The sequence below is a fragment of the Candidatus Neomarinimicrobiota bacterium genome, from assembly GCA_018651745.1.
GTDB lineage: Bacteria > Fidelibacterota > Marinisomatia > Marinisomatales > TCS55 > JAAZYX01.
On the sequence record JABIDL010000031.1, the window covers coordinates 52,820 to 77,918 of the forward strand.

Annotated in this window: 24 protein-coding genes; 22 read left to right on the forward strand and 2 right to left on the reverse strand. The window is 39.3% G+C overall.

All coding sequences use genetic code 11. The features are described 5' to 3' along the window. Positions 1-13: 13 nt before the first annotated feature. Genes HOD97_06220 through HOD97_06250 form a run of 7 tightly spaced genes read left to right on the forward strand, consistent with a single transcriptional unit; the run spans position 14 to position 6,802 of the window. On the forward strand, positions 14-1,360 hold the full coding sequence (locus HOD97_06220; protein MBT4281191.1) for a Na(+)-translocating NADH-quinone reductase subunit A: 1,347 nt from the start codon (positions 14-16) through the stop codon (positions 1,358-1,360). A 3-nt stretch (positions 1,361-1,363) separates the two neighbouring features. Continuing rightward, positions 1,364-2,539, forward strand: a complete 1,176-nt coding sequence (locus tag HOD97_06225) for an NADH:ubiquinone reductase (Na(+)-transporting) subunit B (GenBank protein MBT4281192.1) — start codon at positions 1,364-1,366, stop codon at positions 2,537-2,539. Beyond that, a complete protein-coding gene (nqrC, locus tag HOD97_06230) occupies positions 2,529-3,245 on the forward strand; it encodes an NADH:ubiquinone reductase (Na(+)-transporting) subunit C (protein MBT4281193.1) in 717 nt (238 codons plus the stop codon). Before HOD97_06225 ends, nqrC begins: the two co-directional genes overlap by 11 nt. After that, positions 3,245-3,871 (forward strand): NADH:ubiquinone reductase (Na(+)-transporting) subunit D, encoded by a 627-nt coding sequence (locus HOD97_06235; GenBank protein MBT4281194.1) that lies wholly within the window; start codon positions 3,245-3,247, stop codon positions 3,869-3,871. Before nqrC ends, HOD97_06235 begins: the two co-directional genes overlap by 1 nt. Then, positions 3,871-4,482 carry an NADH:ubiquinone reductase (Na(+)-transporting) subunit E gene (gene nqrE / locus HOD97_06240; protein MBT4281195.1) on the forward strand — a complete coding sequence of 204 codons (612 nt, stop codon included), beginning with the start codon at positions 3,871-3,873 and terminating at the stop codon, positions 4,480-4,482. The genes HOD97_06235 and nqrE overlap by 1 nt, the downstream gene beginning before the upstream one ends. Continuing rightward, on the forward strand, positions 4,482-5,711 hold the full coding sequence (locus tag HOD97_06245) for an NADH:ubiquinone reductase (Na(+)-transporting) subunit F (GenBank protein MBT4281196.1): 1,230 nt from the start codon (positions 4,482-4,484) through the stop codon (positions 5,709-5,711). Before nqrE ends, HOD97_06245 begins: the two co-directional genes overlap by 1 nt. Beyond that, positions 5,711-6,802 (forward strand): FAD:protein FMN transferase, encoded by a 1,092-nt coding sequence (locus tag HOD97_06250; protein MBT4281197.1) that lies wholly within the window; start codon positions 5,711-5,713, stop codon positions 6,800-6,802. The genes HOD97_06245 and HOD97_06250 overlap by 1 nt, the downstream gene beginning before the upstream one ends. Here HOD97_06250 and HOD97_06255 read toward each other — a convergent pair. Continuing rightward, complete coding sequence (locus tag HOD97_06255; protein MBT4281198.1) at positions 6,778-6,960, reverse strand: ApbE family protein; 183 nt, start codon at positions 6,958-6,960, stop codon at positions 6,778-6,780. The two genes, HOD97_06250 and HOD97_06255, sit on opposite strands and share 25 nt — an antisense overlap. Before the next feature lie 224 nt (positions 6,961-7,184). Here HOD97_06255 and HOD97_06260 point away from each other — a divergent pair, with 224 nt between their 5' ends. The 7 genes from HOD97_06260 (at position 7,185) to HOD97_06290 (ending at position 13,775) form a co-directional block, all read left to right on the forward strand. Next, positions 7,185-7,727: a cob(I)yrinic acid a,c-diamide adenosyltransferase gene (locus tag HOD97_06260; GenBank protein ID MBT4281199.1), complete on the forward strand. Its 543-nt coding sequence runs from the start codon at positions 7,185-7,187 to the stop codon at positions 7,725-7,727. A gap of 62 nt (positions 7,728-7,789) precedes the next feature. Continuing rightward, positions 7,790-8,794 carry a bifunctional oligoribonuclease/PAP phosphatase NrnA gene (locus HOD97_06265; protein ID MBT4281200.1) on the forward strand — a complete coding sequence of 335 codons (1,005 nt, stop codon included), beginning with the start codon at positions 7,790-7,792 and terminating at the stop codon, positions 8,792-8,794. Continuing rightward, positions 8,791-9,654, forward strand: coding sequence for a 4-hydroxy-3-methylbut-2-enyl diphosphate reductase (gene ispH, locus HOD97_06270; GenBank protein ID MBT4281201.1), 864 nt, complete (start codon positions 8,791-8,793; stop codon positions 9,652-9,654). The genes HOD97_06265 and ispH overlap by 4 nt, the downstream gene beginning before the upstream one ends. Then, positions 9,647-10,528: a pyridoxal 5'-phosphate synthase lyase subunit PdxS gene (gene pdxS / locus HOD97_06275; GenBank protein ID MBT4281202.1), complete on the forward strand. Its 882-nt coding sequence runs from the start codon at positions 9,647-9,649 to the stop codon at positions 10,526-10,528. Before ispH ends, pdxS begins: the two co-directional genes overlap by 8 nt. Beyond that, on the forward strand, positions 10,528-11,118 hold the full coding sequence (gene pdxT, locus HOD97_06280; GenBank protein ID MBT4281203.1) for a pyridoxal 5'-phosphate synthase glutaminase subunit PdxT: 591 nt from the start codon (positions 10,528-10,530) through the stop codon (positions 11,116-11,118). The genes pdxS and pdxT overlap by 1 nt, the downstream gene beginning before the upstream one ends. Then, entirely contained in the window at positions 11,108-13,000 is a 1,893-nt protein-coding gene (locus tag HOD97_06285) for a 1-deoxy-D-xylulose-5-phosphate synthase (GenBank protein ID MBT4281204.1), read from the forward strand. Before pdxT ends, HOD97_06285 begins: the two co-directional genes overlap by 11 nt. A 112-nt stretch (positions 13,001-13,112) precedes the next feature. Then, a complete protein-coding gene (locus HOD97_06290) occupies positions 13,113-13,775 on the forward strand; it encodes a hypothetical protein (protein ID MBT4281205.1) in 663 nt (220 codons plus the stop codon). Here HOD97_06290 and HOD97_06295 read toward each other — a convergent pair. Continuing rightward, on the reverse strand, positions 13,761-14,498 hold the full coding sequence (locus HOD97_06295; protein MBT4281206.1) for a site-specific DNA-methyltransferase: 738 nt from the start codon (positions 14,496-14,498) through the stop codon (positions 13,761-13,763). The genes HOD97_06290 and HOD97_06295 overlap by 15 nt on opposite strands. A 164-nt stretch (positions 14,499-14,662) precedes the next feature. Here HOD97_06295 and HOD97_06300 point away from each other — a divergent pair, with 164 nt between their 5' ends. From HOD97_06300 to HOD97_06335, 8 genes are all read left to right on the forward strand, one after another. Then, a complete protein-coding gene (locus HOD97_06300; GenBank protein MBT4281207.1) occupies positions 14,663-16,324 on the forward strand; it encodes a methylmalonyl-CoA mutase in 1,662 nt (553 codons plus the stop codon). A gap of 207 nt (positions 16,325-16,531) precedes the next feature. After that, a complete protein-coding gene (locus HOD97_06305; protein ID MBT4281208.1) occupies positions 16,532-17,395 on the forward strand; it encodes a hypothetical protein in 864 nt (287 codons plus the stop codon). A gap of 32 nt (positions 17,396-17,427) precedes the next feature. After that, positions 17,428-17,889 (forward strand): heme-binding domain-containing protein, encoded by a 462-nt coding sequence (locus HOD97_06310; protein MBT4281209.1) that lies wholly within the window; start codon positions 17,428-17,430, stop codon positions 17,887-17,889. A 93-nt stretch (positions 17,890-17,982) separates the two neighbouring features. After that, on the forward strand, positions 17,983-19,293 hold the full coding sequence (locus HOD97_06315) for an NAD(P)-binding domain-containing protein (GenBank protein MBT4281210.1): 1,311 nt from the start codon (positions 17,983-17,985) through the stop codon (positions 19,291-19,293). A gap of 35 nt (positions 19,294-19,328) precedes the next feature. Beyond that, the gene (locus tag HOD97_06320) at positions 19,329-20,696 is read left to right on the forward strand and encodes a cytochrome C (GenBank protein ID MBT4281211.1); all 1,368 of its coding nucleotides are present in this window, start codon (positions 19,329-19,331) and stop codon (positions 20,694-20,696) included. After that, entirely contained in the window at positions 20,693-22,582 is a 1,890-nt protein-coding gene (locus HOD97_06325) for a hypothetical protein (GenBank protein ID MBT4281212.1), read from the forward strand. Before HOD97_06320 ends, HOD97_06325 begins: the two co-directional genes overlap by 4 nt. 14 nt (positions 22,583-22,596) lie before the next feature. Further along, on the forward strand, positions 22,597-23,382 hold the full coding sequence (locus HOD97_06330; GenBank protein MBT4281213.1) for a hypothetical protein: 786 nt from the start codon (positions 22,597-22,599) through the stop codon (positions 23,380-23,382). Beyond that, entirely contained in the window at positions 23,273-24,916 is a 1,644-nt protein-coding gene (locus HOD97_06335; protein ID MBT4281214.1) for a hypothetical protein, read from the forward strand. The genes HOD97_06330 and HOD97_06335 overlap by 110 nt, the downstream gene beginning before the upstream one ends. Positions 24,917-25,099 lie beyond the last annotated feature (183 nt).

The following is a 25,099-nucleotide window of genomic DNA, read 5'->3' on the forward strand; positions in this document are numbered from 1 at the left end:
TTATGTTAATAGCGTGAAATTTCAACTTACCAAAGGTCACAACATTCAAATTGCCGGCGTTCCAAAACGCGAAATCGTTTCTAGTGGAAATCTTGAAAAGGTAGCACTGAAACCTTCGGAATTTCGAGGAATTAAACCGAAACTGTTGGTGAAAAAAGGAGAATCCGTTAAAACTGGGCAGCCACTATTTTTTGATAAAAAGAATCCTGATGTTTCCTTCGCTTCACCGGGTTGTGGAGCTGTTTCTGCAATTAATTACGGGCCGAAGCGCATTATCAATTCTATTGAAATCACGTTGAAGGGAAATGAAAGTATCCAGCATGAATCTGTCCGATCCCATGAAATTTATAGTTTAGATCGCGGCGCGATTATTAGTAAAATTCTTGCGGGTGGTCTCTGGCCTGTGATCAAGCAAAGACCATTTAACGCCATTGCTGATCCAAAAGCGACACCTCGTGCAATTTTTATTTCCGGATATAATTCTGCACCACTCACAGTTGACCTCGATTTAGCGTTGAGTGAACAAACTGGACCATTCCAGACAGGGCTCAACGTTTTGCGCAGAATGACAGATGGATATGTCCATCTCACAGTTCCAGAAGGGACGGTGAGTGAAACACTTGTCAATGCGGAGGGAGTCAGAATCCATTATGTAAAAGGTCCTCATCCTGCAGGCAATGTGGGAATTCAGATTCATCATATTGATCCATTGAATCCAGGTGAAACAATATGGACGATTTCAGCACAGCATGTTGTAACGCTTGGAAGTTTTTTTACTACCGGAAAGTATGATCCATCCATGGTGATTTCTATTGGTGGTCCGGCAGTAAAAAATCCCACTCATATCAATGGTAGAACGGGAATGCAAATTTCTGATCTTGTTATGGATCGCCTACATGATGGGGATTCTCGCATCGTTTCTGGCGATGTGTTAACGGGGACCAAAATAGAACCATTAGAATTCATTGGGTATTATGATTCCTCCGTATCAGTGATTCCAAATTCTGATGACAGGGAATTTCTTGGACTCCTTCGGATGGGGAATTCGCATAGTCGATACAGCCTTACAAATGCTTTTTGCTCTTCCAATACTGAAGGATATCATTTTTCAACGAAGGCATCTGGCGCCTTAAGACCGATGGTGCCCATTGACACATGGGAAAACGTTTTACCAATGGACATTTATCCCAATGCGCTTTATCGTGCAATTCTCGCATGCGATTTTGAAGAAATGGAAGGATTGGGACTTTTGGAATGCGACGAAGAAGATTTTGCGCTCTGCTCATTTTCTTGTCCCAGTAAAATTGATGTGGGATCAGTCATTCGCCAAGGACTAAACATGATGGAGAAAGATAGCTAATTCATGAAAATATTTTCCAATATGTTTGACCGACTTCGACCAACCTTTGAAAAGGGTGGTGTGTTAGAAAAATTTTATCCGATCTTTGAAGCAACTGAAACCATTATGTTTAGTACTGCCGAAAGAACGAAATACGGCCCGCACATTCGAGACAGCCTTGATATAAAACGTGTCATGGTCTTGGTTGTTGTTGCTTTAATCCCTTGTTATATATTTGGTGCAATTAACATTGGTGTCCAGGCCGGAATTACCCAAGGATTTGATAGGTCCCTTTTTGAAAACTTCATTTTTGGTTTGGGAGTCATTCTTCCAATTCTAATGGTTGCTTTCATTACAGGCGGATTTTGGGAAATTTTATTTGCTGTCACGCGCAAGCATGATATTTATGAAGGGTTTCTAGTAACATGTACTTTAATTCCATTACTAATGCCACCAACTATTCCACTTTGGCAAGTTTCTTTGGCGACTACATTTGGAATCGTTATTGGGAAAGAAATCTTTGGTGGTGTTGGATATAATATATTTAATCCTGCACTTGTCGCACGGGCATTTATTTTCTTTTCGCATCCAACTCACATTTCTGGAGAAAAAGTTTGGGTTGCCGCGCAAGATGGATTTTCTGGCGCTACTGCACTTGCTGTTCCGGCAGCTGTCGAGAATGGGCATGCCGTTTCACTTTTGAGTTCTGTAACCCAATTTGATTTTTCATGGTGGAATTTGGTAATGGGATTTATCCCGGGATCCATAGGAGAAACAAATAAAATTTTTATTCTTGTTGGTGCCTTGTTTCTGATTCTAACCAAAATTGCATCTTGGCGAATTATGGCCGGTGCTTTAATTGGATTAATTGGAACTGCCACATTGGCGAATCTCATGGCACCAATATCTTCGAACACCATGTTGTCTTTGCCGGCACATTATCATTTGGTGATGGGAGGTTTTATGTTTGGGGTTGCATTTATGGCAACCGAGCCGGTGACTGCTGCTCATACCAATAAAGGCAGATGGATCTATGGAATTTTGATTGGAAGTCTGACTGTAATCATCCGATCTATTAATCCGGCATACCCGGAAGGAACAATGCTCGCTATTTTACTCATGAATGCATTTGCTCCGCTCATCGATTATTTTGTTATTCAAGCTCATATTAAAAAACGGCGAATGAAATATGCGAAGTAATACCTACACACTTATGTTTACCGCTTTTGTTACAATTGTCCTCGGAATTTTGTTATCAATGGCTGCCACCACGTTGAAAGAGAAACAAGATTTAAATGAGAAAATTGACATTCAAAAAAATATATTAAGGGCGCTCGAGTTTGAAGAAAATCCTGAATTCCCTTGGATGGCAGTTGATGTCCAAGATTTATTCAATCAATTTATTCGAGGAGTTGTCATCACTAAAGATGGTTCTGTGGCTGAAGAAATGTATCCTACTGATATTCCGGATGGAGAGGAAGATCGTTTTTTCCCTGCTTTTTTAAAATTTAAAGGCGATGTTTGCGAAGGATATGCAATCCCCATTTCCGGAAAAGGACTATGGTCAACTTTGTACGGGTATTTGGCTATTCAACCAGATGGAAAAACTGTGAAAGGAATCACATTCTATAAACATGGAGAGACTCCCGGACTTGGCGGTGAAGTTGAAAAAACATGGTTTACTGATAAATTTAAAGGGAAATCCCTGTTTGGGAACAACGGAGAACTTGTTAGTATTGCTGTTGTCCGCGGATCGGTGGATAAGGAATCTCCGAGGGTACAACATCAAGTTGATGGAATATCAGGCGCAACAATGACAGGGAAAGGCTTAACTAATTTTCTGTTAAGCGAACTCAAAAAATATGAACCATTCCTGAAACGGATTGCAGCGGGAGAAAAAATATAATGGCTTTGTTAGATCGTAAATCCCGACAAGTACTTTCCGACCCTCTAATGAGTAATAACCCAATCACATTTCAGGTTCTCGGAATTTGTTCCGCACTTGCTGTAACTGTAAAAATGGACACCGCACTTGTGATGACAGTAGCAGTTGCGTTTGTTCTTACCATGTCAAATACAATTTTATCATTAATGAGATCCTTCATACCTGCAAGAGTGCGGATTATTATTATGCTCTCTGTGATTGCATCATTGGTGATTTTAACAGATCAAATTTTACGCGCGTATATGTATGATATGAGCAAACAGCTATCTGTTTTTGTTGGCCTAATCATTACCAATTGTATAGTGATGGGGCGCGCAGAAGCTTTTGCAACACAAAATCCACCGGGGAAGGCATTTTTAGATGGTCTTGGAAATGCGTTAGGCTATGGTATTATTTTGATTGGTGTTGCCGCATTTCGAGAAGTTCTCGGAAGTGGAACATTTTTAGGATTTTCTATCGTTCCGGAGTGGCTGTATGGCATAGGGTACGAAAATAATGGGCTTATGGTATTATCGCCCGGTGCATTTATTATACTTGGGCTGATTATTTGGGTTCAACGATCGTTTGGGAAACTTGAGGAATCTTGATGTTAGAACATTATATCAGTTTAGCAACTAAAGCGATCTTTATTGAAAATATCCTTCTAGCGTATTTTCTGGGGATGTGTTCTTTTCTAGCGATTTCAAAACGAGTTGATACCAGCATTGGACTCGGTTTTGCCGTTACATTTGTTTTGACTATAACAGCGCCAGCGAATTGGGTTATCCATCACTATTTTCTTGAAAAAGGTGCGTTGAAGTGGGCAGGATTACCCAATGTAGATTTAAGTTATCTTAACTTCATTGTATTTATTTCTGTTATTGCTGCCATGGTGCAGCTTGTGGAGATGGTATTGGATAGATTTTCGCAAAAGCTATACCATAATTTAGGGATTTTCCTTCCCCTGATTGCCGTGAACTGCGCTATTTTGGGCGGGTCTTTATTTTTAGTTGAACGAGACTATACCTTTTTAGAATCTACCGTTTTTGGCTTTGGTTCCGGTCTTGGCTGGTTTCTTGCGATTGCTTCGATGGCTTCTATTCGGTACAAATTGAGATATTCAAATGTTCCGGTTCATTTGAAAGGACTTGGAATTACGATGTTATTAACAGGGTTGCTATCAATGGCTTTTATGGCATTTTCGGGGATCGATTTGTAATGTTCGAAACCGCAGTCTCTGGAGTTCTGGTATTTACCGGTGTTATATTATTTTTGGTTGTCATCTTGAATGTTGCTCAAGCATATTTATTACCTCAAGGCGAAGTTGCCATTACCATAAATGACGATGTGGCTAATGAAATCAAAATTCATCCTGGCGGTACGCTACTTTCAGCGCTTGCGAGCCAAAATATATTTCTTCCCTCAGCGTGCGGTGGCGGCGGGACTTGTGCCATGTGCTTATGCCAAGTTTTTGAGGGTGGCGGTGATATTCTTCCAACTGAGACGGGACATATTAGCAGAGGAGATGCAATAGAAAATTGGAGATTATCTTGTCAGGTAAAGGTTAAGCAAGACTTAAAAATTCACGTTCCTGATGAAATATTTAATATTCAAAAATGGGAGTGCACCGTAAAGTCTAATCAAAATGTTGCCACATTTATTAAGGAATTGGTAATGGAACTTCCAAAAGGTGAGAATTTGAATTTTTCTGCCGGAGGTTACATTCAAATTGACATTCCAGAATATATCGGGCTGAAATTTTCTGATTACGATGTTGAAAAGGAGTACCACCCTGATTGGGATAAATTTAATGTGTGGGATTTTGTCGTCACAAATGAAGACGCAATTTTCCGTGCATATTCCATGGCGAACCATCCTGCAGAAGGAAATAAAGTTATGCTAAATGTTCGCATTGCAACTCCGCCACCATCCTTGTGGAATGATGTGCCCCCTGGGATTGCATCATCTTATATTTTTAATCTAAAACCCGGGGACAAGGTTACCATTTCTGGACCTTACGGGGAATTTTTTGCAAAAAATACAAACCGTGAAATGGTTTACATTGGCGGTGGTGCCGGAATGGCACCCATGAGAAGTCACATTTTTGATCTTTTCCATACAAAAAAGACCGATAGAAAAGTGTCATATTGGTATGGTGCCAGATCGGAACGGGAAATGTTTTATCAAAACCATTTTGAAGATATTGAAAAGAATTTTCCTAACTTTTCATTTCATATTGCCATGTCAGAACCGTTACCAGAAGATAATTGGTCCGGGTCCACGGGATTTATTCATCAAGTCCTTTTCGACGAATACTTAAATGAGCATGAAGATCCAACCGAAATTGAATTTTATCTTTGTGGTCCACCTCCAATGATTGCCGCAGTATTAAATATGCTGGATGAGTTGGGTGTAGATAAGGAAATGATTGCCTTTGATGAGTTCTAATGAAATTAATTAATATGAAACACATCCATTTTTACGCCTTGTTTTTACAAGGCGTTTTTGTCATAATCTTATTTTTAATTGGTTGCGAAAAACCTGTCCAACCGATTTCGATAACCGGCGAAACAATGGGTACAACTTATTCTATTAGATATTATTATGATGGTGCAAAAAGTCCGGAAAAGAAAAATATTCAGCGAGGTATTGATTCATTACTAAAGGAAATTAATTTGCAAATGTCCACATTCATTCCAGAAAGTGAAATCAGCAGATTTAACACATGGAGCGGAAAAGGTACATTTCAAATTTCGAGTCATTTTCGGGAAGTTGTTGAACGCAGTTTGTCTTGGCAAAATATTACTGATGGATCATTCATTATTTCCATATTTCCGTTAGTATCTATTTGGGGTTTTGGTCCAGATAGATGGAATCGGCTTGAGCAATGGAAACCGCCACCTCAATCTACTATAGATAGTGCTCTCGAAAAAATCCACCGCGAAGGTATATCGTTATCATTATCCGGACTCTCAAAACAATTTCCTCATACGAAAATCGATCTCAGCGCCATTGCAAAAGGATATGCTGTTGATTTGGTAAGCGAATTTTTGAAACAAAATAAAATTGCGAATTTTCTTGTTGAGATTGGAGGAGAAGTCAGATGTCGAGGGTTAAAATCTGATGGAACTTTATGGAAAATTGGAATTGATCATCCGGGATCTGAAACGAGCGTAAGGACGATATTGGGTAAAAATGTAAATCTATTGAATCAATCTATGGCTACTTCAGGAAATTATCGAAATTTTCATACATTTGATGGTCAAAAGTATCATCACGAACTTGATCCGAGCACGGGTTATCCTGTAAAAAATCAGTTGGCTTCTGTAAGTGTTATAACAAAAAGATGCATTGATGCGGATGCTCTTGCAACTGCACTAATTGTGATGGGGTTTGAGAAAGGAAGTGCTCTCGTTGAATCGTTGAGTGGATACCAAGCAATTTGGGTTTTGAAAATGAATGCCGGTATTGAAATTCGGTCGTCAGCAGGAATAAATCTTAGCGAAAATCAGATTTATGGGGTTGGATTATCCGATTGAATAGAATCGCATTTTTCCGTATCCCCCCCGCATGTTGTGCAAGATCCGTCAGCATTCCCGCCACAAGACCCAGAAAGAGGTTTATTATTAAATATAATGCCAATGGATAGTCCAAAAATGGCGATGGCGAAAATCAGTAAACCTATTATTAAATCCATATAAAAATTTACAATATGATTGTTAATTAGTTCCTGTAAAAAAGAAGGACTGATTGTAAAATGGTTTATTGGAATTGATGATAATGAGTAAATTTAATGCTTAGTGAAAAAGGAAATAATAAATTGATCAAAATGAAATTGCCCAGCATATTGGGTTTTCCACTCCCCGGTTTTAATAAGGAATTATCTGGTACCTGTTCTTACAACTGTGTTATTCTTTTATAATGAGAATTTCGAAAGTCACAACAAAAACAGGAGATAGTGGCACAACAGGGCTCGCTGACGGGTCTAGAGTCTCAAAAGCAGATCCGAAAATTTGCGCAATTGGTGATGTGGACGAGTTGAATTCTATCATTGGAAATGCTAAAGTTGTATCTCCATTATCGGAATGGAAGAGTTTGCTGACTGAAATTCAAAATGACCTTTTTAATCTTGGCGGTGAATTATCATTGCCGAATGAAAGTAAACCCTTGCTGAACAATAAACGAATCGATGCATTAGAAATTTTAACGAACAAAATGAACAATTTGCTTTCACCTCTCGAAGAATTTATCTTGCCAGAAGGCAATGAATTTGCAACACGTATTCATATGGCAAGAGCTATCTGCCGCCGAGCAGAAAGGTCTGTAATAAACATTATTGGGACCGATAACTCCAACGTAAGCATTCGGTATTTAAATCGACTTTCTGATTATTTATTTGTGTTAGCACGGTCTTCCAACCAAATTGATAATAGCCGGGAAAATCAATGGAATATGGAAAAATGAATTCAGAACGAAACATATTTTTAACCTCTAACAATTTCACTTTTCTTAAGTAAGATTGTGTTATGATTCACTGGAACGAGATTCATAAAAGAATTGAGGATGCTAACAGCATTGTCTTAACAACCCATGTAAATCCAGATGGAGATGGATTGGGCTCATCTGTGGCGATGTATTATCATCTTGTAGAGATGAAAAAGGATTGCAGGATTTTTATTGTCACGCCGCTTCCTGAAGAATATCAGTTTCTGAATAAAAATAATATAATTTCCTGTTATGATAAAAAAACAGATGATACTTGGATTCAAAACGCAGATCTTGCATTAATTTTTGATGTGGGAGATTTTAAAAGAATGAAAAATGTCGGTGAATTATTATCTGTAAACGATATTCCTATGATCAATATTGATCATCATCCTATCCGGGAAAATTCACCTTTCCTCACGAACGCGGTTGATACATCTGTGGCGGCCACTGGAGAATTGGTGTATGATTATTTTAATACGGTACGAAAAAATGCAATCACCATGGAAATGTGGGAAGGACTTTATACAGCTGTGGTAACGGATACCGGATCTTTTGCCTATTCTAATACGACAATTAAATGTCATCAAATTGCGATGGACGCCATTCAAGCAGGAGTGAATCCCGCGACAATTCATCAAAGGATTTATGAATCGAACCCTATTGAAAAATTGAGACTACTTAGTAAAATTCTGCATAATGTTCAATTGGACTGCAATGGAGAATTCGCTTGGTTTACAATAGATGAAAAAATGATGCAGTCAGTTGGCGCCAATAAGACTCATGTTGACGGATTTACAGATATGGTCCGGTCAATAAATGGAGTAGAAGTGGCTATGATGATTTTTGAAAATGAAGATTCATGCAGAGTAAATCTTCGATCAAAAGGAAAATACATTGTAAATACGATAGCATTGGAACTGGGTGGTGGAGGGCATAAGTTGGCTTGTGGTGCTGTCGTTCGGGGGAGATTGGATGAGGTTCTCCCGCGCGTATTAGAATTAACCAAATCCGAAATTGCAGAACAAAATGGGATGAAATTATGAAGATCATAGTTGCCAAAGATGCCGGCTATTGTTTTGGTGTTCGGGATGCCGTAAATCTGGCTCACGATACTGCCGATAATCTCGGCGATGTATATATGCTTGGCCATATCGTTCATAATGAAAATGTAGTTAAAGATTTAGATAATGCCGGCGCAAAAGTGGTAAAATCCCTCAAAGATGTTCCCGATGAGAAACCAATTCTTTTTCGTGCACATGGGACGGCGAACGAAGTTTGGGATGAAGCAAATGACAGGCATATGAATATTATAGATGCAACGTGCCCTCTTGTTAAAGAAATTCATAATGAAGTGATTAAACTAGAAAAAGAAGGAAGGCGGATTATTATCATTGGCGATCATGGCCATGACGAAGTTGTAGGTATTGCCAGTCAGGTAAAGAATCCGATCATTATTGCGAATCCGGGTGAGGCGGGCTCTTTGAGAAAAATGAAGCGCGCAGGTGTTGTCAGTCAATCAACTCAAACGATAGAAAATGTGCAAGATATTGTTAATATATTAATGACGAATGTGTTCGATTTACGGTTTGTGAATACCATCTGTTTCCCGACCAAACGAAATCAGGAACAAATCAGGGCTCTTGCTAAACAATGTGACATAATGATAATCATTGGATCATTTACCAGCGCAAACTCCAAGCGGTTAACTCAATTGGCGCTTGAACGAAATAAGCGATCCTATCAGGTAACCTGTGCAGAAAATCTTGATTCAAATTGGTTTGAGGATGTTGATATTGTAGGAATATCTGCCGGTGCGTCCACACCCGATAAAATTATTGAAGCTGTAACCAAAAAAATAAAAAAGATTGGTCTAGTGACCGAGAAGGAGGTTTTACATGGCTAAGGGATCATTTGAAGTAAAAGTTGGTTTTGCGGAAATGCTTAAAGGCGGTGTAATTATGGATGTAATGGATGCAGATCAAGCAACCATTGCAGAAGATGCTGGTGCTGTCGCTGTCATGGCGCTGGAACGGATTCCGGCTCTTATCCGAAAAGAAGGCGGTATTGCTAGAATGAGTGATCCGGCCATGATTAAGAAAATCCAGGAAAAAGTATCCATCCCTGTGATGGCAAAAGTTCGGATTGGGCATTTTGCAGAAGCCCAAATTTTAGAAGCACTCGAAGTAGATTTCATTGATGAAAGTGAAGTCCTGACACCGGCAGATGAAGCGAATCATATTTGGAAACATGATTTTAAAATTCCATTTGTATGTGGGTGCCGAAATCTTGGAGAAGCTTTAAGACGGATTGGAGAAGGTGCTGCTCTGATTCGAACGAAAGGTGAGGCAGGTAGCGGTAATATCGTTGAAGCCGTTCGCCATATGCGAAAGGTAACTTCTGCCATAAAAGAATTGGCTACAATGGGTCAGGATGAACTAATGGCAGAAGCCAAAGAAATTGGCGCTCCCTTTAGCTTGGTCCAACAGGTTTCCAAATTGGGCAAATTACCGGTTCCGAATTTTGCAGCAGGCGGAGTTGCTACACCGGCTGACGCATCGCTTATGATGCAACTTGGTGCTGAAACGGTGTTTGTTGGATCGGGAATTTTTATGAGCGAGGAACCTGCTAAACGCGCAAAGGCTATTGTTGAAGCAGTAACCTTTGCGGATGACCCAGAAAAGCTAGCAAGTATTTCCACCGGGCTTAAAAAGGCAATGAAAGGATTGGATATTTCTGAAATACCCGAAGATCAAATGTTGCAAGAAAGAGGCTGGTAATGATAGTAGGGGTTCTCGCGCTACAAGGGAATTATGACAAACACCTTGAAAAACTTGAGGGATTGAATTGCCCTTCAGTTTTAATCAAATATCCGAATCAGCTCTCGGAAATTGATGGATTGGTATTACCGGGTGGAGAATCCACCAGCATAACATTGTTAATGGAACAAACCGGCTTTGATTCTGCAATTATAGATTTTGCAAAGAACAATCCAATTTTCGGAACATGCGCCGGGTTAATTATAATGTCGACAACTTCCGCTGATAGCAGCGTAAATCCTCTCGGACTTATTGATATAGCGGTAAAACGAAATGGCTACGGTCGGCAAATCAAATCAGGATTTCAGACGGTTGATATTTCTTTTAATGGGCAATCATTTTCCGAATCATCCATGTTTATCCGTGCCCCACAAATTACCCGCATTGGTCCGGATGTGGAAATTTTAGGAACGATGGATAATGACCCTGTTTTTGTGAAACAGAATCACCATTTAGCATCTTGTTTCCATCCAGAAATGGTAGATAACTCATTAATGTATTCCCTTTTCATTTCATTAATAAAATCTCATAATCTTGCCCATGCCGTATAAATTTCTTGATTCAATAAATGATCCTGCCGATCTACGAAAACTTTCTGTTACTGATCAAAAAAAACTCAGCGATGAGCTCAAAGATTACATTATTCGCGTGGTAGAAGAAAAGGGAGGCCATCTTTCTTCGCCTCTTGGTGTGGTTGATTTAACAATTGCGCTTCACACTGTTTTCGATACACCCAGAGATCTACTAATATGGGATGTTGGGCATCAATGTTACCCTCATAAAATTTTAACCGGTAGGAGGGATACATTTCCAACCTTGAGACAAAAAGATGGCATTAGTGGGTTTTGTCGTCAATCTGAAAGTGAATACGATGTTTTTGGTGCTGGTCATGCTAGTACCTCAATATCGGCTGCACTTGGTTTGGCCCACGCACGAAATATTAAAAATGAAAAAAACAAAATTGTAGCTGTCATCGGCGATGGAGCAATGACGGGTGGATTGGCGTTTGAAGGATTAAATAACGTTAGCCAGCTCAATGGTCAGTTACTAATCGTATTGAACGATAACCAAATGTCAATTTCACCAACAGTTGGTGCCATATCCCATTATTTAACGAAGGTCGTTACAAATCCTCTTTACAATCATATAAAAGAGATTATTTGGAAGGCAACTGAAAAACTACCTCTCGGTAAGTACGCTATCCAAAGGTTTTTACATAGTCTTCAGGAAGGCTTGAAAATTTTTCTTGTTCCTGGAATGATTTTTGAAGAATTAGGCATCCGGTATTACGGACCGATTGATGGTCAAGATTTGGATGAAATGATGGATACATTCATAAATGTGAAAGATATGGATCAACCAGCGGTCGTCCACGTATTAACCAAAAAGGGAAGTGGCAAAGAGAAAGCAGAAGCCGACCCTCTTAAATATTATAGTTCTTCCGGAAATAATGTATCTGGAAATGGGAAGAAAAAAAGTGAGGTTCCTGGGTATTGCACTGTTTTTGGCTCAATAGCGATTGAAATGGTTGAGGCAAATAAGGATGTTTGCGCTGTGGTTGCTGCGATGGGCGAAGGAACCGGATTAAAGCCATTTTCTGATCAATATCCGGATAAATTTTTTGATGTAGGTATTGCAGAAGGTCATGCGGTTACCTTTGCGGCCGGTCTTGCGACATCAGGATTAAGACCGGTTGTTGCATTATATTCCTCTTTTGTTCAACGATGTTTTGATATGATAGTCCACGATGCTTCCCTTCAAAATCTTCCGGTTATTTTTGCGTTGGATCGAGGAGGATTTGTAGGGCCGGATGGACCCACACACCATGGGGCACTAGATATTTCATTTCTACGTTGTATTCAAAATATTATTATAACTGCTCCAAAAGATGGAAATGAATTAAGGAATCTACTATTTACAGGGCTTAACCAAACCACAACCCCATTCGTTACACGTTATCCAAAAGAAAGTGCAATAAAGTTTGAACAAGGAATCCTTCCTGAAATTATTCCAATTGGATCTTGGGATGTGATTCAGAAGGGGACGGATGTTGCAATTCTTGCCGTCGGGTCTATGGTGCATTCTTCGCAAAATATTTTATCGGAATTATCCAAAAATGGAATCTCTGCCGAACTTGTAAATTGCCGCTTCATCAAACCCATGGACGAACCATATTTAGAAAAAATGATGAATCGATTTGACAAAGTTTTAACCATTGAAGATGGCGTGAAGCTTGGCGGATTTGGTGAAGGTGTGACAGCTTGGCTTTCTGATAGAGGATACAAGGGAACCATAAAAAGACTTGGCCATCCAGACATATTTGTAGAGCATGGGACTCGATCTGAATTGTTAAAGCTAACCGGAATCGATGGTAGTGGAATCGCAAAGGCTGTTTCTGAATTGGTTTCCTTTTCTGACGTTTTCCAACCGTAATTTGAACATGATCCAGCCAGTCCTGACTCAATTGGGACTCTTCCTTTTTCGCATCCGAATTTGAAGATATGCACTTTACACCCGGATTGGATCAAATATGTAATTCTAAAAGATGAGTATCCAAATTCTCAATCCTGAATTTGTATCAGTAACTCTTACATTGGATCATGTTCAAATGGCCATTCACCATGCCTTGGACCGCACGAAGGAAATTGTCCGACAATTCATTCCAAGGAAGTCTGCCTTAAATCATTTGGAAACCAATTATATCGGTGTGTTAGGAGAATTGGCCATTCGCCAAGCCGCAGATCTGACGGGTGAATTGGAACGGAATTATGAAAAACATGAGGTGGATAGTGGTGATGTTCTCATCGATGGAAAAATGTTTGATGTTAAAACTGAAGCTATTCCGGAAAAGTGGTTTCAAAAATTGGCTTCGGGGAAAATAAAGCAATATGATCCATATGGCTGTCGAGTTTTTACGGCAAAGCATGCACATCATCTTAAAAAATATTCAGGTGGAATTATTTTTTGTTCAATCCCAATCTTAGCTAATGAAGAAAGTCGAGAAAATAAAATCAGAGAATCGCTTTTATTAAACCGAGAAATTATTGTTCCGGGTTTTACAACTTCTAAGAATGTAAAGGAAAAGGAATCGACTTGGTTTACACCCGAAGATCCAAGGGGTAAAAAAAGAAAATACAATTCAAAAAATTACATATTTCATCATTCAGAATTACAATCACTAAAAACCTTGATTTCAAATTTGGTTTAATCTTTCTGCAGTCATTGCGATGAATATTTTATTCAGTTCATAACCCACATAATCTCGACCGAGTTTTTTGGCAGCAACTGCCGTTGTTCCGGATCCCATAAATGGGTCTAAAATAGTATCACCCAAAAAAGAAAACATTCGAATCAATCGATGGGGTAATTCTTCGGGGAATGGCGCGGGATGCGAACGATCTTTTTCTGGAGAAAATCGCCATATATTATTAATGTATTCTCGCCAATCTTCCTTGTTCAATCGACTATCTTCTTTAATTTGTTTAGACATTTTTTCCGGTTGCCCATCTTTGACAAATAGATTAATAAATTCAATGGTATTGAGTCCATAAAAATTAGGTGGATACGGATAAGAACCCATCATCAATTGATCCGTACTGCCTTTATCCCAAATAATGAGGTCATACCGAAAAAATTTAGTTTTATGTAAAATACTGGCTTCTATATCATTGTTGATATTTTGGTAATCCCGATTGTGGTGGGTATTCATAATTGCTTTTTCCATTGGAAGGATGGGTGTGTTTATGCACAATTTTCCGTTAGGTTTGAGCACACGAAAACATTCTTTCCACACCGGAATCATCGATTGAATGTAATGATTGTAGGATCCGCTGGATTGACCGATTTGAGACGGGAACCCGTAGTCTTTTGCCTTAAAATAAGGTGGGCTCGTAATAATTAGACGGATGGATTCGTCGGGAATTTCATTCATCGTTTCGCATGATTTACGATAGATTTTATTGCTTTCCATTGCAGGAAGTTTACAGTGAATTTTAGAAATATCCTCCCTTGAAGTACTTTTTTTTCAAATGAATCCGAATTGTGAGCAAATCTTGTTAATTTTACATTCTTAATTAAAACAAAAAAGAATTCGAAATGGGTAAACAACTACAATTATTTGAAGAAGCGGAAAAACGCTGGAAAGACACATCTGAGAACACTGCCGGCCGAAATTATGATTTTAATACACTAAGTGGCGATCCGCTGGAGACGTTATATTATCCAACATCGGGAGAGCAATCTGATTATTTAGATCAACTTGGCTTTCCCGGGCAATACCCGTTTACACGTGGAATTCATGCAAATATGTACCGTGGAAAACTGTGGACCATGCGACAATTTTCCGGTTTTGGAACACCTAAAGAAACCAATGAACGCTACCATTTTTTGATGAAAGAAGGACAAATGGGACTTTCTATTGCCTATGATATGCCGACACTCATGGGGTACGATCCGGGGCACCCTCATTCCGATGGGGAAGTTGGTAAATGTGGTGTAAGTGTAGCATCACTCAAAGATATGGAAATTTTATTTAACGGTATTAATCTTGGAGACATTTCCGTTTCGCAAACTATCAATGGACCGGCAATTATTTTGTTGGCATTTTACATCGCGGTAGCGGATAAACAAGGTGTGGCTAAGGATAAATTAAGGGGAACCCTACAAAATGATATTTTAAAGGAATTCATCGCACAGAAGGAATGGATCTTTCCTCCGGAAGCATCCATGAGAGTCATCACAGATATGATGCAGTATTGCACGAAACATTTGCCACAATTCAATACTATTTCCATTTCCGGGTATCACATTCGGGAAGCCGGCTCAACTGCGGCACAAGAACTTGCGTTTACACTTGCAGATGGATTTACTTATGTTGAATATGCCAAAAAAGCCGGACTGGATGTGGACGAGTTCGCGCCACGTCTTTCTTTCTTTTTTAACTCTCATCTGGACTTTTTTGAAGAGATTGCAAAATTTCGTGCGGCAAGGCGGATTTGGGCTCGACATTTAAAAGAAACTTACGGTGCTAAAAATCCACGGTCCTGGAAATTGCGTTTTCATACGCAAACTGCCGGATGCTCTTTAACAGCACAGCAGCCGGAGATTAATATCTCTCGCACCGCTTTTCAGGCAATGGCCGCCGTGCTTGGCGGAACACAATCGCTTCATACCAATTCTATGGATGAAACGCTTTCACTCCCAACAAGGAAGGCAGCAGAAATTGCTTTAAGGACGCAACAGTTAATTGCCTTTGAAACGGGAGCCGCAAATGTTGCAGATCCACTTGGTGGGTCTTGGTATGTTGAAGCTTTAACGAATCGTATGGAACAACAGGCGGAAGCATATTTTACGCAAATTGAAGAGATGGGTGGAGTTATTCCGGCAATAGAGGATGGGTTTTTCCAGCGTGAAATTGCGTATTCTGCATCAGAATATCAGAAAAAAGTAGATGAAAAAACTCGAATTGTAGTTGGAGTGAATGCATTCCAAAAAGAAAACGAAGAAATCGAAATTCCAATTCTTGAGATTGGAGAGGAAGCTGAGAAAAATCAGATCACAGCATTGAAACAACTTCGAGTTGCGCGTGATCAAAAGGCTGTAAATGATGCATTGCAAAAAGTACAAATCGCCGCAGCGGGGAATGACAATATATTTCCACCAATTCTGGAAGCAGCAAAGGCATATGCAACATTGGGCGAAATTGTTGACGCGATGAAAAAGGAATTTGGGGAGTGGCAAGAATCGGCAGTATTCTAAAAATCCATAATGCATAAGGATAATCGCTGATTATTCTTAAATTGTTTCATCCCCTTTGTGATTTTTCGCAACCAACGTGGCTCACAAATTAATTATGATACAAATGTTAGAAAGGTGTTTGGTAACAATAAAAAACACATCATCTTGATGCCGACCAACTTTTCCTTTAAGGCATCCCCTCCCTATAAAATAATATATTCTGGTTAAATGATTCATAGACTCATTCTCATTATCTTATCTATTCTCGTAACTATTTTTATTGGCTGGACCTTACGAGAAACTGGGTCTTATTATATAACCGATTTACTGGAACGGCCACACCACGATAGTCATAAACTCTGGAAACCGGGCGGAACCATGGGGCATGGGTTGGGAATCCTTGGTGGCAGTATGATGATTATCATGTTTGTCTATTCTCTTAGAAAACGAATTAAATTTTTCCAAAAATGGGGCAAATTGCCTACGTGGCTTAATTATCATATTTTTCTGGGGATTGTTGGTCCTATCTTGGTTACTTTACATACCGCATTCAAATTTGGCGGACTTGTATCAATTTCCTACTGGTCTATGGTTGCTGTTGCTTTGAGTGGGTTTATAGGACGGTATATTTATATCAAAATTCCCCATAGGGTGAGTGGTGTTGAATTATCAAAAGATGAATTCTTGAATCGGATTCGCCTACTGACTGAAGAGATGAAAGTCGAGTTTAGTATGTCGGATGACAATATTAGCCTGATTCTTGATTTATCCGGCGCCGAAAAAATAGAGCAACGCGGGTTATGGGGCATCTTTACTATCTTTATTATGGATATTACCGGATGGGTCAAATGGTTGGGAATAAAAAATAAAATACAAAAAACATCAGCCATTCCAAAAAGTGAAATTCGAAAATTTAAAAAATCTTTAAGGCAAATCGTAAAAATGAATCGACAAATTGCATTTTGGACTGCAGCCCATTCTCTTTTTCATTATTGGCATGTGATTCATAAACCTTTTGCTTATACAATGGTGGTCATCATGTTTATTCATATAGTCTTGGTTGTCTCTTTTGGTTATAAGTGGATATTTTAGGTATGAGAGAGAAGCATAAAATGAGTGCCAAAATGGCTAAATTATTTTTAAAAGCATCTATTATTTTATTAATCATTATTCAGTTAATTCCCTATGGAAGAAATCATACGAATCCTCCGGTAGTTTCAGAGCCGGATTGGAACAGTATAGAAACAAAAGATTTGTTTTTTCAAACATGTCAAAATTGCCACAGCAATGAAACAGATTGGCCTTGGTACAGTCATATCGCACCGGTTTCATGGCTGATTCAGCATGATGTTAATGAAGGACGTGAACATTTCAATGTTTCTTTATGGGGAATTCAGAAACATAATGAAGGGAAGGAAGCCGCAGAAGAATTGCAAGAGGGTGACATGCCTCCTTGGTTTTATTATATTTCGCCTCAACATCAAAAATTATCAGCAAAGGATAAGATAAAATTAATTTCAGGGTTAGTAGAAACATTCGGGCAAGAATCAGATGACCATGATGACGACCATGAACATGAAGATTGAATGATGGATCATTGTTTAATTCTGTGATATTCATCACCAATGGAAATATACTCAAATATTATCTTTTCTGATATAATTTGAACAAAAAACATTATGAATGAAACTGTATTAACTTATTTAATCGGCGGCGGGATTATTCTCATTTTTCTCGTTCCCTATATTCTATCCATGAAGCGAAAGAATAAAAGAACGAAAGATCGATTGGAAGAAACCCGAGCTAAAAGACAGGATAAAGCGCTACTTCAACATCCAATTATCAATCGTTCGTTATGTATTGGTTGTGGTATTTGCGTGGATGCTTGTCCAGAAGGAACTGTGTTAGGTCTGATAGATGGCAAAGCAACCATTATTCATGGAAGCCATTGTGTAGGGCATGGAAAATGTGCAGAAGCATGCCCTGTTTCTGGCATTGAAATTGGCTTAGGTGATATTAGTCAAAGAGAAGATATTCCCCAATTATCTGAGCATTTTGAGAGCAATATTCCTGGCCTCTATATCATCGGAGAGTTGAGCGGATTAGCCTTGATTAAAAATGCAATCACGCACGGCGTTGCCGCCATCAATCATATCCATAAAAATCAGATTTCAAACAATAAGGGCGAATTTGATGTGGTGATTATTGGCGCAGGACCTGCTGGTTTATCAGCTGCATTACGAGCAAAAGAGTTGGGATTGAATTATATGGTATTAGATCAAGACCAGCCGGGAGGCACTATTTTGCAATATCCTCGTCGAAAATTGGTTTTGGTTCAACCTGTAGAGCTACCATTGTTTGGTGCCTTAAAAAAAGGAGAGTACGAAAAAGAAGATTTGTTGACTATTTGGGAAAAAGTCATTAAAGATCAGGAAGTCAGGTTGTTGTCCGGACATAGACTTTTGGGGATTACAGGAGAAATTGGGAATTTTAAAGTACAGACATCTTCAGACACTGCAGTTTCATCTAGGGTTGTATTGGCACTTGGACGACGGGGGACACCCAGAAAGTTGGGAATTCCCGGCGAAGAGTTGGGTAAAGTCATGTACAAATTGATGGATGCTGAAACCTATAAACACAAAAAACTATTGGTGGTTGGAGGTGGCGACTCTGCCATCGAAGCAGCATTGGGCTTAGCTCATCAAGAAGGCAATGATGTTACCATTTCCTATCGTAAAGAAAATTTCTTCAGACTAAAAGCCAGAAATGAAACGAATCTTGAAAAAGCTATTTCAGATAAATTATTGAATGTGGTTTTTAATTCCAGTCCTGTCAAAATTGAAGAAAAATCTGTTACATTGAAAACGAGTGAAACAGAAATGGAAATAGACAATGAGTTTGTATTTATTTTTGCTGGAGGCGAACTGCCATTCAAATTATTAAACGAAATTGGCATTGAATTTGGAAAAAAAATTGAGGCTGCCACATGATGGTCAGGTGGTGGTTTCTCTGTCTTTTTCCTGCGATGATTTCAGCACAATTCTCACCCGGGAAATTATCCAAGTATCACGCTCATTTGGAGGGCAACTCAAATTGTATCCAATGCCATGATTTGGGTAAAAAAGAAATTTCTGATGGCTGTAATGTTTGTCATACGCCCTTGAAAAAAAGGATTGATGCTAAGTTGGGATTTCATAAGGATAAAACTGATGAATGTGGGTCCTGCCATTCAGATCATAATGGAACCAAGTTTGAACTGGTTTATTGGCCGAAAGATATCCGAAAATTTAATCATGAAAAAACAGGATACACTCTAACCGGAAAACATGATGTCGTTGAATGTGGCGAGTGTCATTCCAGAAAAAATATTACTTGGGAACCCATTCGACAATGGGCCTCCGAGCATACCCAATTCCCGGTACTGGATCGGACTTTTCTGGGTTTGAGCGCCACATGCAATTCTTGCCATGAGGATATTCATACAGATCAGGTTACGTCGGATTGTGCTTCTTGTCACAATACATCTGATTGGAAACTGGCCATTCAGGATTTTGATCATAACCAGGCCAAATTTTTGTTGACAGGTGCTCATAAAAGGGTAGATTGTGAAAAATGTCATCCTGCTCAACCGGATCATCCCAAAAAAGTCTGGAAACTTACTGGAATGGCTTATGATAATTGTTCGCGTTGTCATACTGATATTCATAAAGGTAGTTATGGTGAAACCTGTGAATCCTGCCATACAACAGAGGATTGGAAAAAAGACCTAAAACCGTTTGACCACAGTAAAACCAAATACCCCTTAGCCGGAAAACATATAAATGTGTCCTGTAATGAATGCCACCAAACAACGCTTGCCGGCGGGTTGCCAAGGTATCTTAGCTGCATTGGTTGCCACGAAGATAAACATTATGCACAGTTTGAGAACCGCCGTGATGGAGGCGATTGTGCTGCTTGTCATACCGTGAATGGATTTTTACCAGCGACATTCACTGGCTCAATGCATCAGATGATACGGTTTCCTTTGGACGGCGCTCATTTGGCGGTACCCTGTAGTGGGTGTCATAAACCTGTTCAACCTGTCCAAGGAAAAACCACAGTTCAGTTTACGTGGAAAGATATGAATTGTGCCGTTTGTCACGACGATGTTCACCGAAAGCAATTCTTAAAGCATGATAATAAGACCTGTGATTCTTGTCACATCACCGAAGCTTTTACTCGTGTTAAATTTGATCATGAAAAAACCAATTATCCATTGGATGGAAAACATATGAATGTGAATTGTCAAGAATGCCATAAAAAGGAACAAGATCAAAATGGTCAATTTGTACGATATGCTCCTGTGCCACATCAATGTAAAGATTGTCACACATTTACCGAACAAATTCGATGAAATTATTTTCCATAATTATTTTGTGTTCAATGGCATCGGCTATGCAGAATGATGAACTAATTGTGCCCGGCTATGACTGCGGAGATTGTCATGGTTCGGCCGGATGGGATGTGATTGATCTCTCAAAATTTGATCATCAGCAAACCGGTTTTCAATTAAAAGGTGCGCATATGGTTCAGAATTGTTCACAGTGCCATTTAGGTGAAACGATTGCTCAAAAACATGACTTTCAATTGATTGCGGATGATTGTGCTTCGTGTCATTTAGATATTCATGAAACAACCTTGGGCAATGATTGTTCTGCATGTCACAATTCGGATGCATGGACTGTGACCCAAAGATCATTCGACCACAAAGCGACATTATTTCCTTTATTTGGCGCCCATCGCTTTGCAGACTGCCAAGATTGTCATCAATTTGAACCGGTCGTCAATTTTGATTATTCATCGGTAGATTGTTATAGTTGTCACCAACAAGATTATGAACAATCTACAAATCCGAATCATATCGCTGTTCGCTTTAATGCAGATTGCAGTCAATGCCATGCTGTTCAGCAATCTACTTGGATTTCTTCTTTTGATCACGATTTAACGATTTTTCCTTTGGCGGGTCTTCACAAATCGGTTGATTGTTCAGGCTGTCATGCGGATGAAAATTATACTATTTCTTCAGATTGCTACGATTGCCATCAACAAGATTACACCCAAACTACAGACCCAAATCATATTTCAGTAAATATCAGTACAGATTGTAAAGAATGCCACACCGAGCAGTTACCTTTATGGGCTTCATCTTTCGATCACGATTTAACAGTTTTCCCGTTGCTCGGTCTTCATAAGCCTGTTGATTGCACCGGTTGCCATGTAGATCCGAATTCCAGCCCTTCTTTAGATTGCAATGGATGCCATTTGCAGGATTTTGAAACAACCCAAACCCCAGATCATTCAACGTATAATTATCCGGCTGAAGATTGCAATGCCTGTCATTCCGAATTTGGCTGGATTCCGCATACATTTATGCATGACCTTACTTATAGTTGCGGTACTTGTCATCAGCCAGACTACGACACTGCCGTTGATCCTCCGCATACTTCGGCATCGGGTTTTACGCTGGACTGCGATCTTTGTCACAGCAGTACCACCACTTGGGATGGAGCGGTATTTGACCACAGTAACGCAACAAGTGGATGTGTAACTTGTCATTTGAGTGATTATCAAGGCGCCTCAGATCCTCCTCATTCAGAGGAAACCGGATTCAGCGAATCCTGCGAACAATGCCACAACAGTACTACTACTTGGGATGGTGCTACTTTTTCTCATGAGGATATAACTACTGCTTGCAATACCTGTCACATGAATGACTTTTACGAAGAGCACAGCGATGGGTTTCCCACCGATTGCGAGAATTGTCACACAAGCACCACCGATTGGGAAGAAGTTTCTTTTTCTCATGATGACCTAACCGATGCTTGTAGCAGTTGCCACATGGATGATTTTTATGATGAACACAGCGATGGCGAGCCGACTGATTGTGAAACCTGCCATACTACAAATAACTGGGATGATGTTACCTTTGATCACGATAATGATTATTTCCCAATTTACTCGGGTGAACATAATAATGAATGGAGTACATGTACGGCAGAGTGCCATATCAATTCGTCCGATTATTCTGTATTTTCCTGTGGATTAAACGGCGTTTGTCATGATCATAGACAATCCGAAATGGATGATGAGCATGATGGTGAAACCGGTTATTCTTATAATAGTTCAGCGTGTTATGATTGTCATCCTAATGGTGAAAAGGACGACAACAATGATGATTTCATAGATCCAACAGACTGGCGCAATCATTTAAAACGTGATCCGGATTGGATGCAACATTGAGTTATGGTGCAATAATGTCCTTCTTTTTAACGATAAATCTTCAAAGTGATTTGACAGATATTCCCTGTAGTGACTGCCATTCTTCAGATGGTTGGGAGCCTCTTTCTTCGACTATGATATTTAATCATGATAATACGGATTTTCAGCTAGAAGGGAATCATCGGGGTACGGAATGCATCCAATGTCATCCGGGAAATACGATGGAAGAAATCCATAATTTTACCCACGCAGAAACGGAATGCCAAACCTGCCATATGGATATTCATTACGGATTGATGGGAACCGATTGCCAAACTTGTCATGGTTTTGAAACGTGGGATATGTCTAATTGGAAAAAAGCCTATGAACATTTGATGTTTCCTTTATTGGGAGCACATGCTTTAATCGAATGTTCTACTTGTCATGGTGAAGATCTCGTTCAATATTCAGGAAGTTTAAGTAACGATTGTTTGCCTTGCCATACGCTTGATTATAATCAGGCTCTAGCAACCAGCTCGCATTCGGAGAATACAAACTGCATTTTGTGTCATAATACGCATGGTTGGTCTCCTGCAGATATGTCTCACCACGATTTTTTATTTCCTATTTATTCCGGAGAGCATCGAGGGGAATGGTCCACCTGTGAAGCGGAGTGCCATATCAATTCGTCCGATTATTCTGTATTTTCTTGTGGATTAAACGGCGTTTGTCATGATCATAGACAAACCGAAATGGACGATGAGCATGATGATGAATCCGGTTATGTTTATGAAAGTTCGGCCTGCTTTAATTGTCACCCACAAGGAAAAGAAGATGATTAGGAATTTTTCACTTTTATTATTTTTATTTCTAGCTTTTACAGGAGCTATTTTTTCCCAGGAATCTATCCTTGTTGAAGGGAAAATCACGTATTTAACAGCAGACCAAATTTATTGTGATGTGGGTACAATTGGTGGCGCATCTGTTGGCGACACGTTGAAAGTTTTACGGAGGGAACAGGAGTTAGGATTAATCCTAATTACCAATGTTGCCAGGAAATCATCTGTTTGTTTGTCTTTGGTTCCCGCTTCTGTGTTTCAGTTAGGTGATAAAGTTGTGCTGGATAAAATGACTAAGCCACTTTCTCAACCGAATGAAATTGTTAAAGACCGACTGAAAGAAACAGTTGAAAAACCCCAAAAATCGAAATTGAAACAATCAGGGAATTTGAGTTTTCGATATACAGATACGCAATTTTCTAATAACAATTCTGCCAATCGAGGAATCGGATCGTTGAATTATCGCCTTCGATATGATGGACTATTTAAGCCACAATTATGGATTTACGGGCGCAGTGATCTTGCTGATAAAGAATTTAAACTGTATCAAGCGCGCCTCACGTTTGGATCATCTACAGGAAAATTATATGTACAAGTTGGGCGCGTTTTTTCGCCTGCTCTTTCCGGAATTGGTGCAACGGACGGATTATTGGCATCAACTACTATAAAGAGGGGGATTTCTTTAGGCGTGTTGGGAGGATTTTCTCCAAATCCGCAAAATTTGAATTTTGATAAAAATATATCAAAAACAGGCGGCTATATTCATTTTAAAAATCAATCACCAAATTTCCGGATGATTGGTAGCATCGCTTTTGCGCAACAAAAAGTCAGCGGAAAAACCGATCGAGAATTTATTTTTTGGACATGGCGAGGGAATGTTGGGAATACATTTTCTTTAGCGATGTACCAAACAGTTGACCTTTATCCTGATACGGAAATTGGCGTAAGAAATAAAATGACGCCAACCTCCAGCCAAATATCAGTAAGATTCCGCCCGATAAAAAGTATTACAATCCGATCTAGATATTCTGCTCGGAGACAAGTTTTATATTTTGAATCAGCCCAAACGTTGCCTGATTCACTTTTTCAGGACGAACTGCGGTCCGGCTGGTATAACACCATTCAATTATCTATGAACAATATTGGTAGTTTTCAGCTTGGCGCAAATTTAAGAAATCAAAAATCTGCCGATCGTCCCGCAGTATTGGCATTCATGAGTTTCCGTTCACCTTCAGGGTCTAATGGGCGAACGTATAATTTGAAAACAAATTATATTCGGAATGATCTGATAACCGGGGTGCGATTTACTGTTGGATTAGATCAATCATTGGGGAAGAAAATATCAATTTATGCAGAAGCAGATGGCTATTCTTATGGATATGGAACGAATTGGTCTGATTATTTTCAACAAAGGATAAACGTTGGAATGAATTGGCGTATTTTTTCTAAGCTTCAAATGACTTTATCAGCAGATTATACGCAGGAGGATAATTATTCATTTCAATATGTTTATGCCGGTTTGAATTACAGGTTTTAATATTTTGATTGTTGGTTCTATATATAGTTTACAATAAAAATAGGGTCATGACTAGTTTAGCGTTTTATTTCGAAAGTTTTCGAGTAGTTTTTGGTAGATATTTTCATGCCTGTAATTGAACCTAAACTCACTTTCTTTCAAATGAAAATAGAACGCATTTTTATGGATTCCACGATATTTAGA

Coding starts and splice junctions, on each gene's coding strand:
- HOD97_06225 (MBT4281192.1), top strand. CDS start 1,364: ATGAAAATATTTTCCAATATGTTTGACCGACTTCGACCAACCTTTGAA.
- nqrC (MBT4281193.1), top strand. CDS start 2,529: ATGCGAAGTAATACCTACACACTTATGTTTACCGCTTTTGTTACAATT.
- HOD97_06235 (MBT4281194.1), top strand. CDS start 3,245: ATGGCTTTGTTAGATCGTAAATCCCGACAAGTACTTTCCGACCCTCTA.
- nqrE (MBT4281195.1), top strand. CDS start 3,871: ATGTTAGAACATTATATCAGTTTAGCAACTAAAGCGATCTTTATTGAA.
- HOD97_06245 (MBT4281196.1), top strand. CDS start 4,482: ATGTTCGAAACCGCAGTCTCTGGAGTTCTGGTATTTACCGGTGTTATA.
- HOD97_06250 (MBT4281197.1), top strand. CDS start 5,711: ATGAAATTAATTAATATGAAACACATCCATTTTTACGCCTTGTTTTTA.
- HOD97_06255 (MBT4281198.1), bottom strand. CDS start 6,960: ATGGATTTAATAATAGGTTTACTGATTTTCGCCATCGCCATTTTTGGA.
- HOD97_06260 (MBT4281199.1), top strand. CDS start 7,185: ATGAGAATTTCGAAAGTCACAACAAAAACAGGAGATAGTGGCACAACA.
- HOD97_06265 (MBT4281200.1), top strand. CDS start 7,790: ATGATTCACTGGAACGAGATTCATAAAAGAATTGAGGATGCTAACAGC.
- ispH (MBT4281201.1), top strand. CDS start 8,791: ATGAAGATCATAGTTGCCAAAGATGCCGGCTATTGTTTTGGTGTTCGG.
- pdxS (MBT4281202.1), top strand. CDS start 9,647: ATGGCTAAGGGATCATTTGAAGTAAAAGTTGGTTTTGCGGAAATGCTT.
- pdxT (MBT4281203.1), top strand. CDS start 10,528: ATGATAGTAGGGGTTCTCGCGCTACAAGGGAATTATGACAAACACCTT.
- HOD97_06285 (MBT4281204.1), top strand. CDS start 11,108: ATGCCGTATAAATTTCTTGATTCAATAAATGATCCTGCCGATCTACGA.
- HOD97_06290 (MBT4281205.1), top strand. CDS start 13,113: ATGAGTATCCAAATTCTCAATCCTGAATTTGTATCAGTAACTCTTACA.
- HOD97_06295 (MBT4281206.1), bottom strand. CDS start 14,498: ATGAATGAAATTCCCGACGAATCCATCCGTCTAATTATTACGAGCCCA.
- HOD97_06300 (MBT4281207.1), top strand. CDS start 14,663: ATGGGTAAACAACTACAATTATTTGAAGAAGCGGAAAAACGCTGGAAA.
- HOD97_06305 (MBT4281208.1), top strand. CDS start 16,532: ATGATTCATAGACTCATTCTCATTATCTTATCTATTCTCGTAACTATT.
- HOD97_06310 (MBT4281209.1), top strand. CDS start 17,428: ATGGCTAAATTATTTTTAAAAGCATCTATTATTTTATTAATCATTATT.
- HOD97_06315 (MBT4281210.1), top strand. CDS start 17,983: ATGAATGAAACTGTATTAACTTATTTAATCGGCGGCGGGATTATTCTC.
- HOD97_06320 (MBT4281211.1), top strand. CDS start 19,329: ATGATTTCAGCACAATTCTCACCCGGGAAATTATCCAAGTATCACGCT.
- HOD97_06325 (MBT4281212.1), top strand. CDS start 20,693: ATGAAATTATTTTCCATAATTATTTTGTGTTCAATGGCATCGGCTATG.
- HOD97_06330 (MBT4281213.1), top strand. CDS start 22,597: ATGTCCTTCTTTTTAACGATAAATCTTCAAAGTGATTTGACAGATATT.
- HOD97_06335 (MBT4281214.1), top strand. CDS start 23,273: ATGATCATAGACAAACCGAAATGGACGATGAGCATGATGATGAATCCG.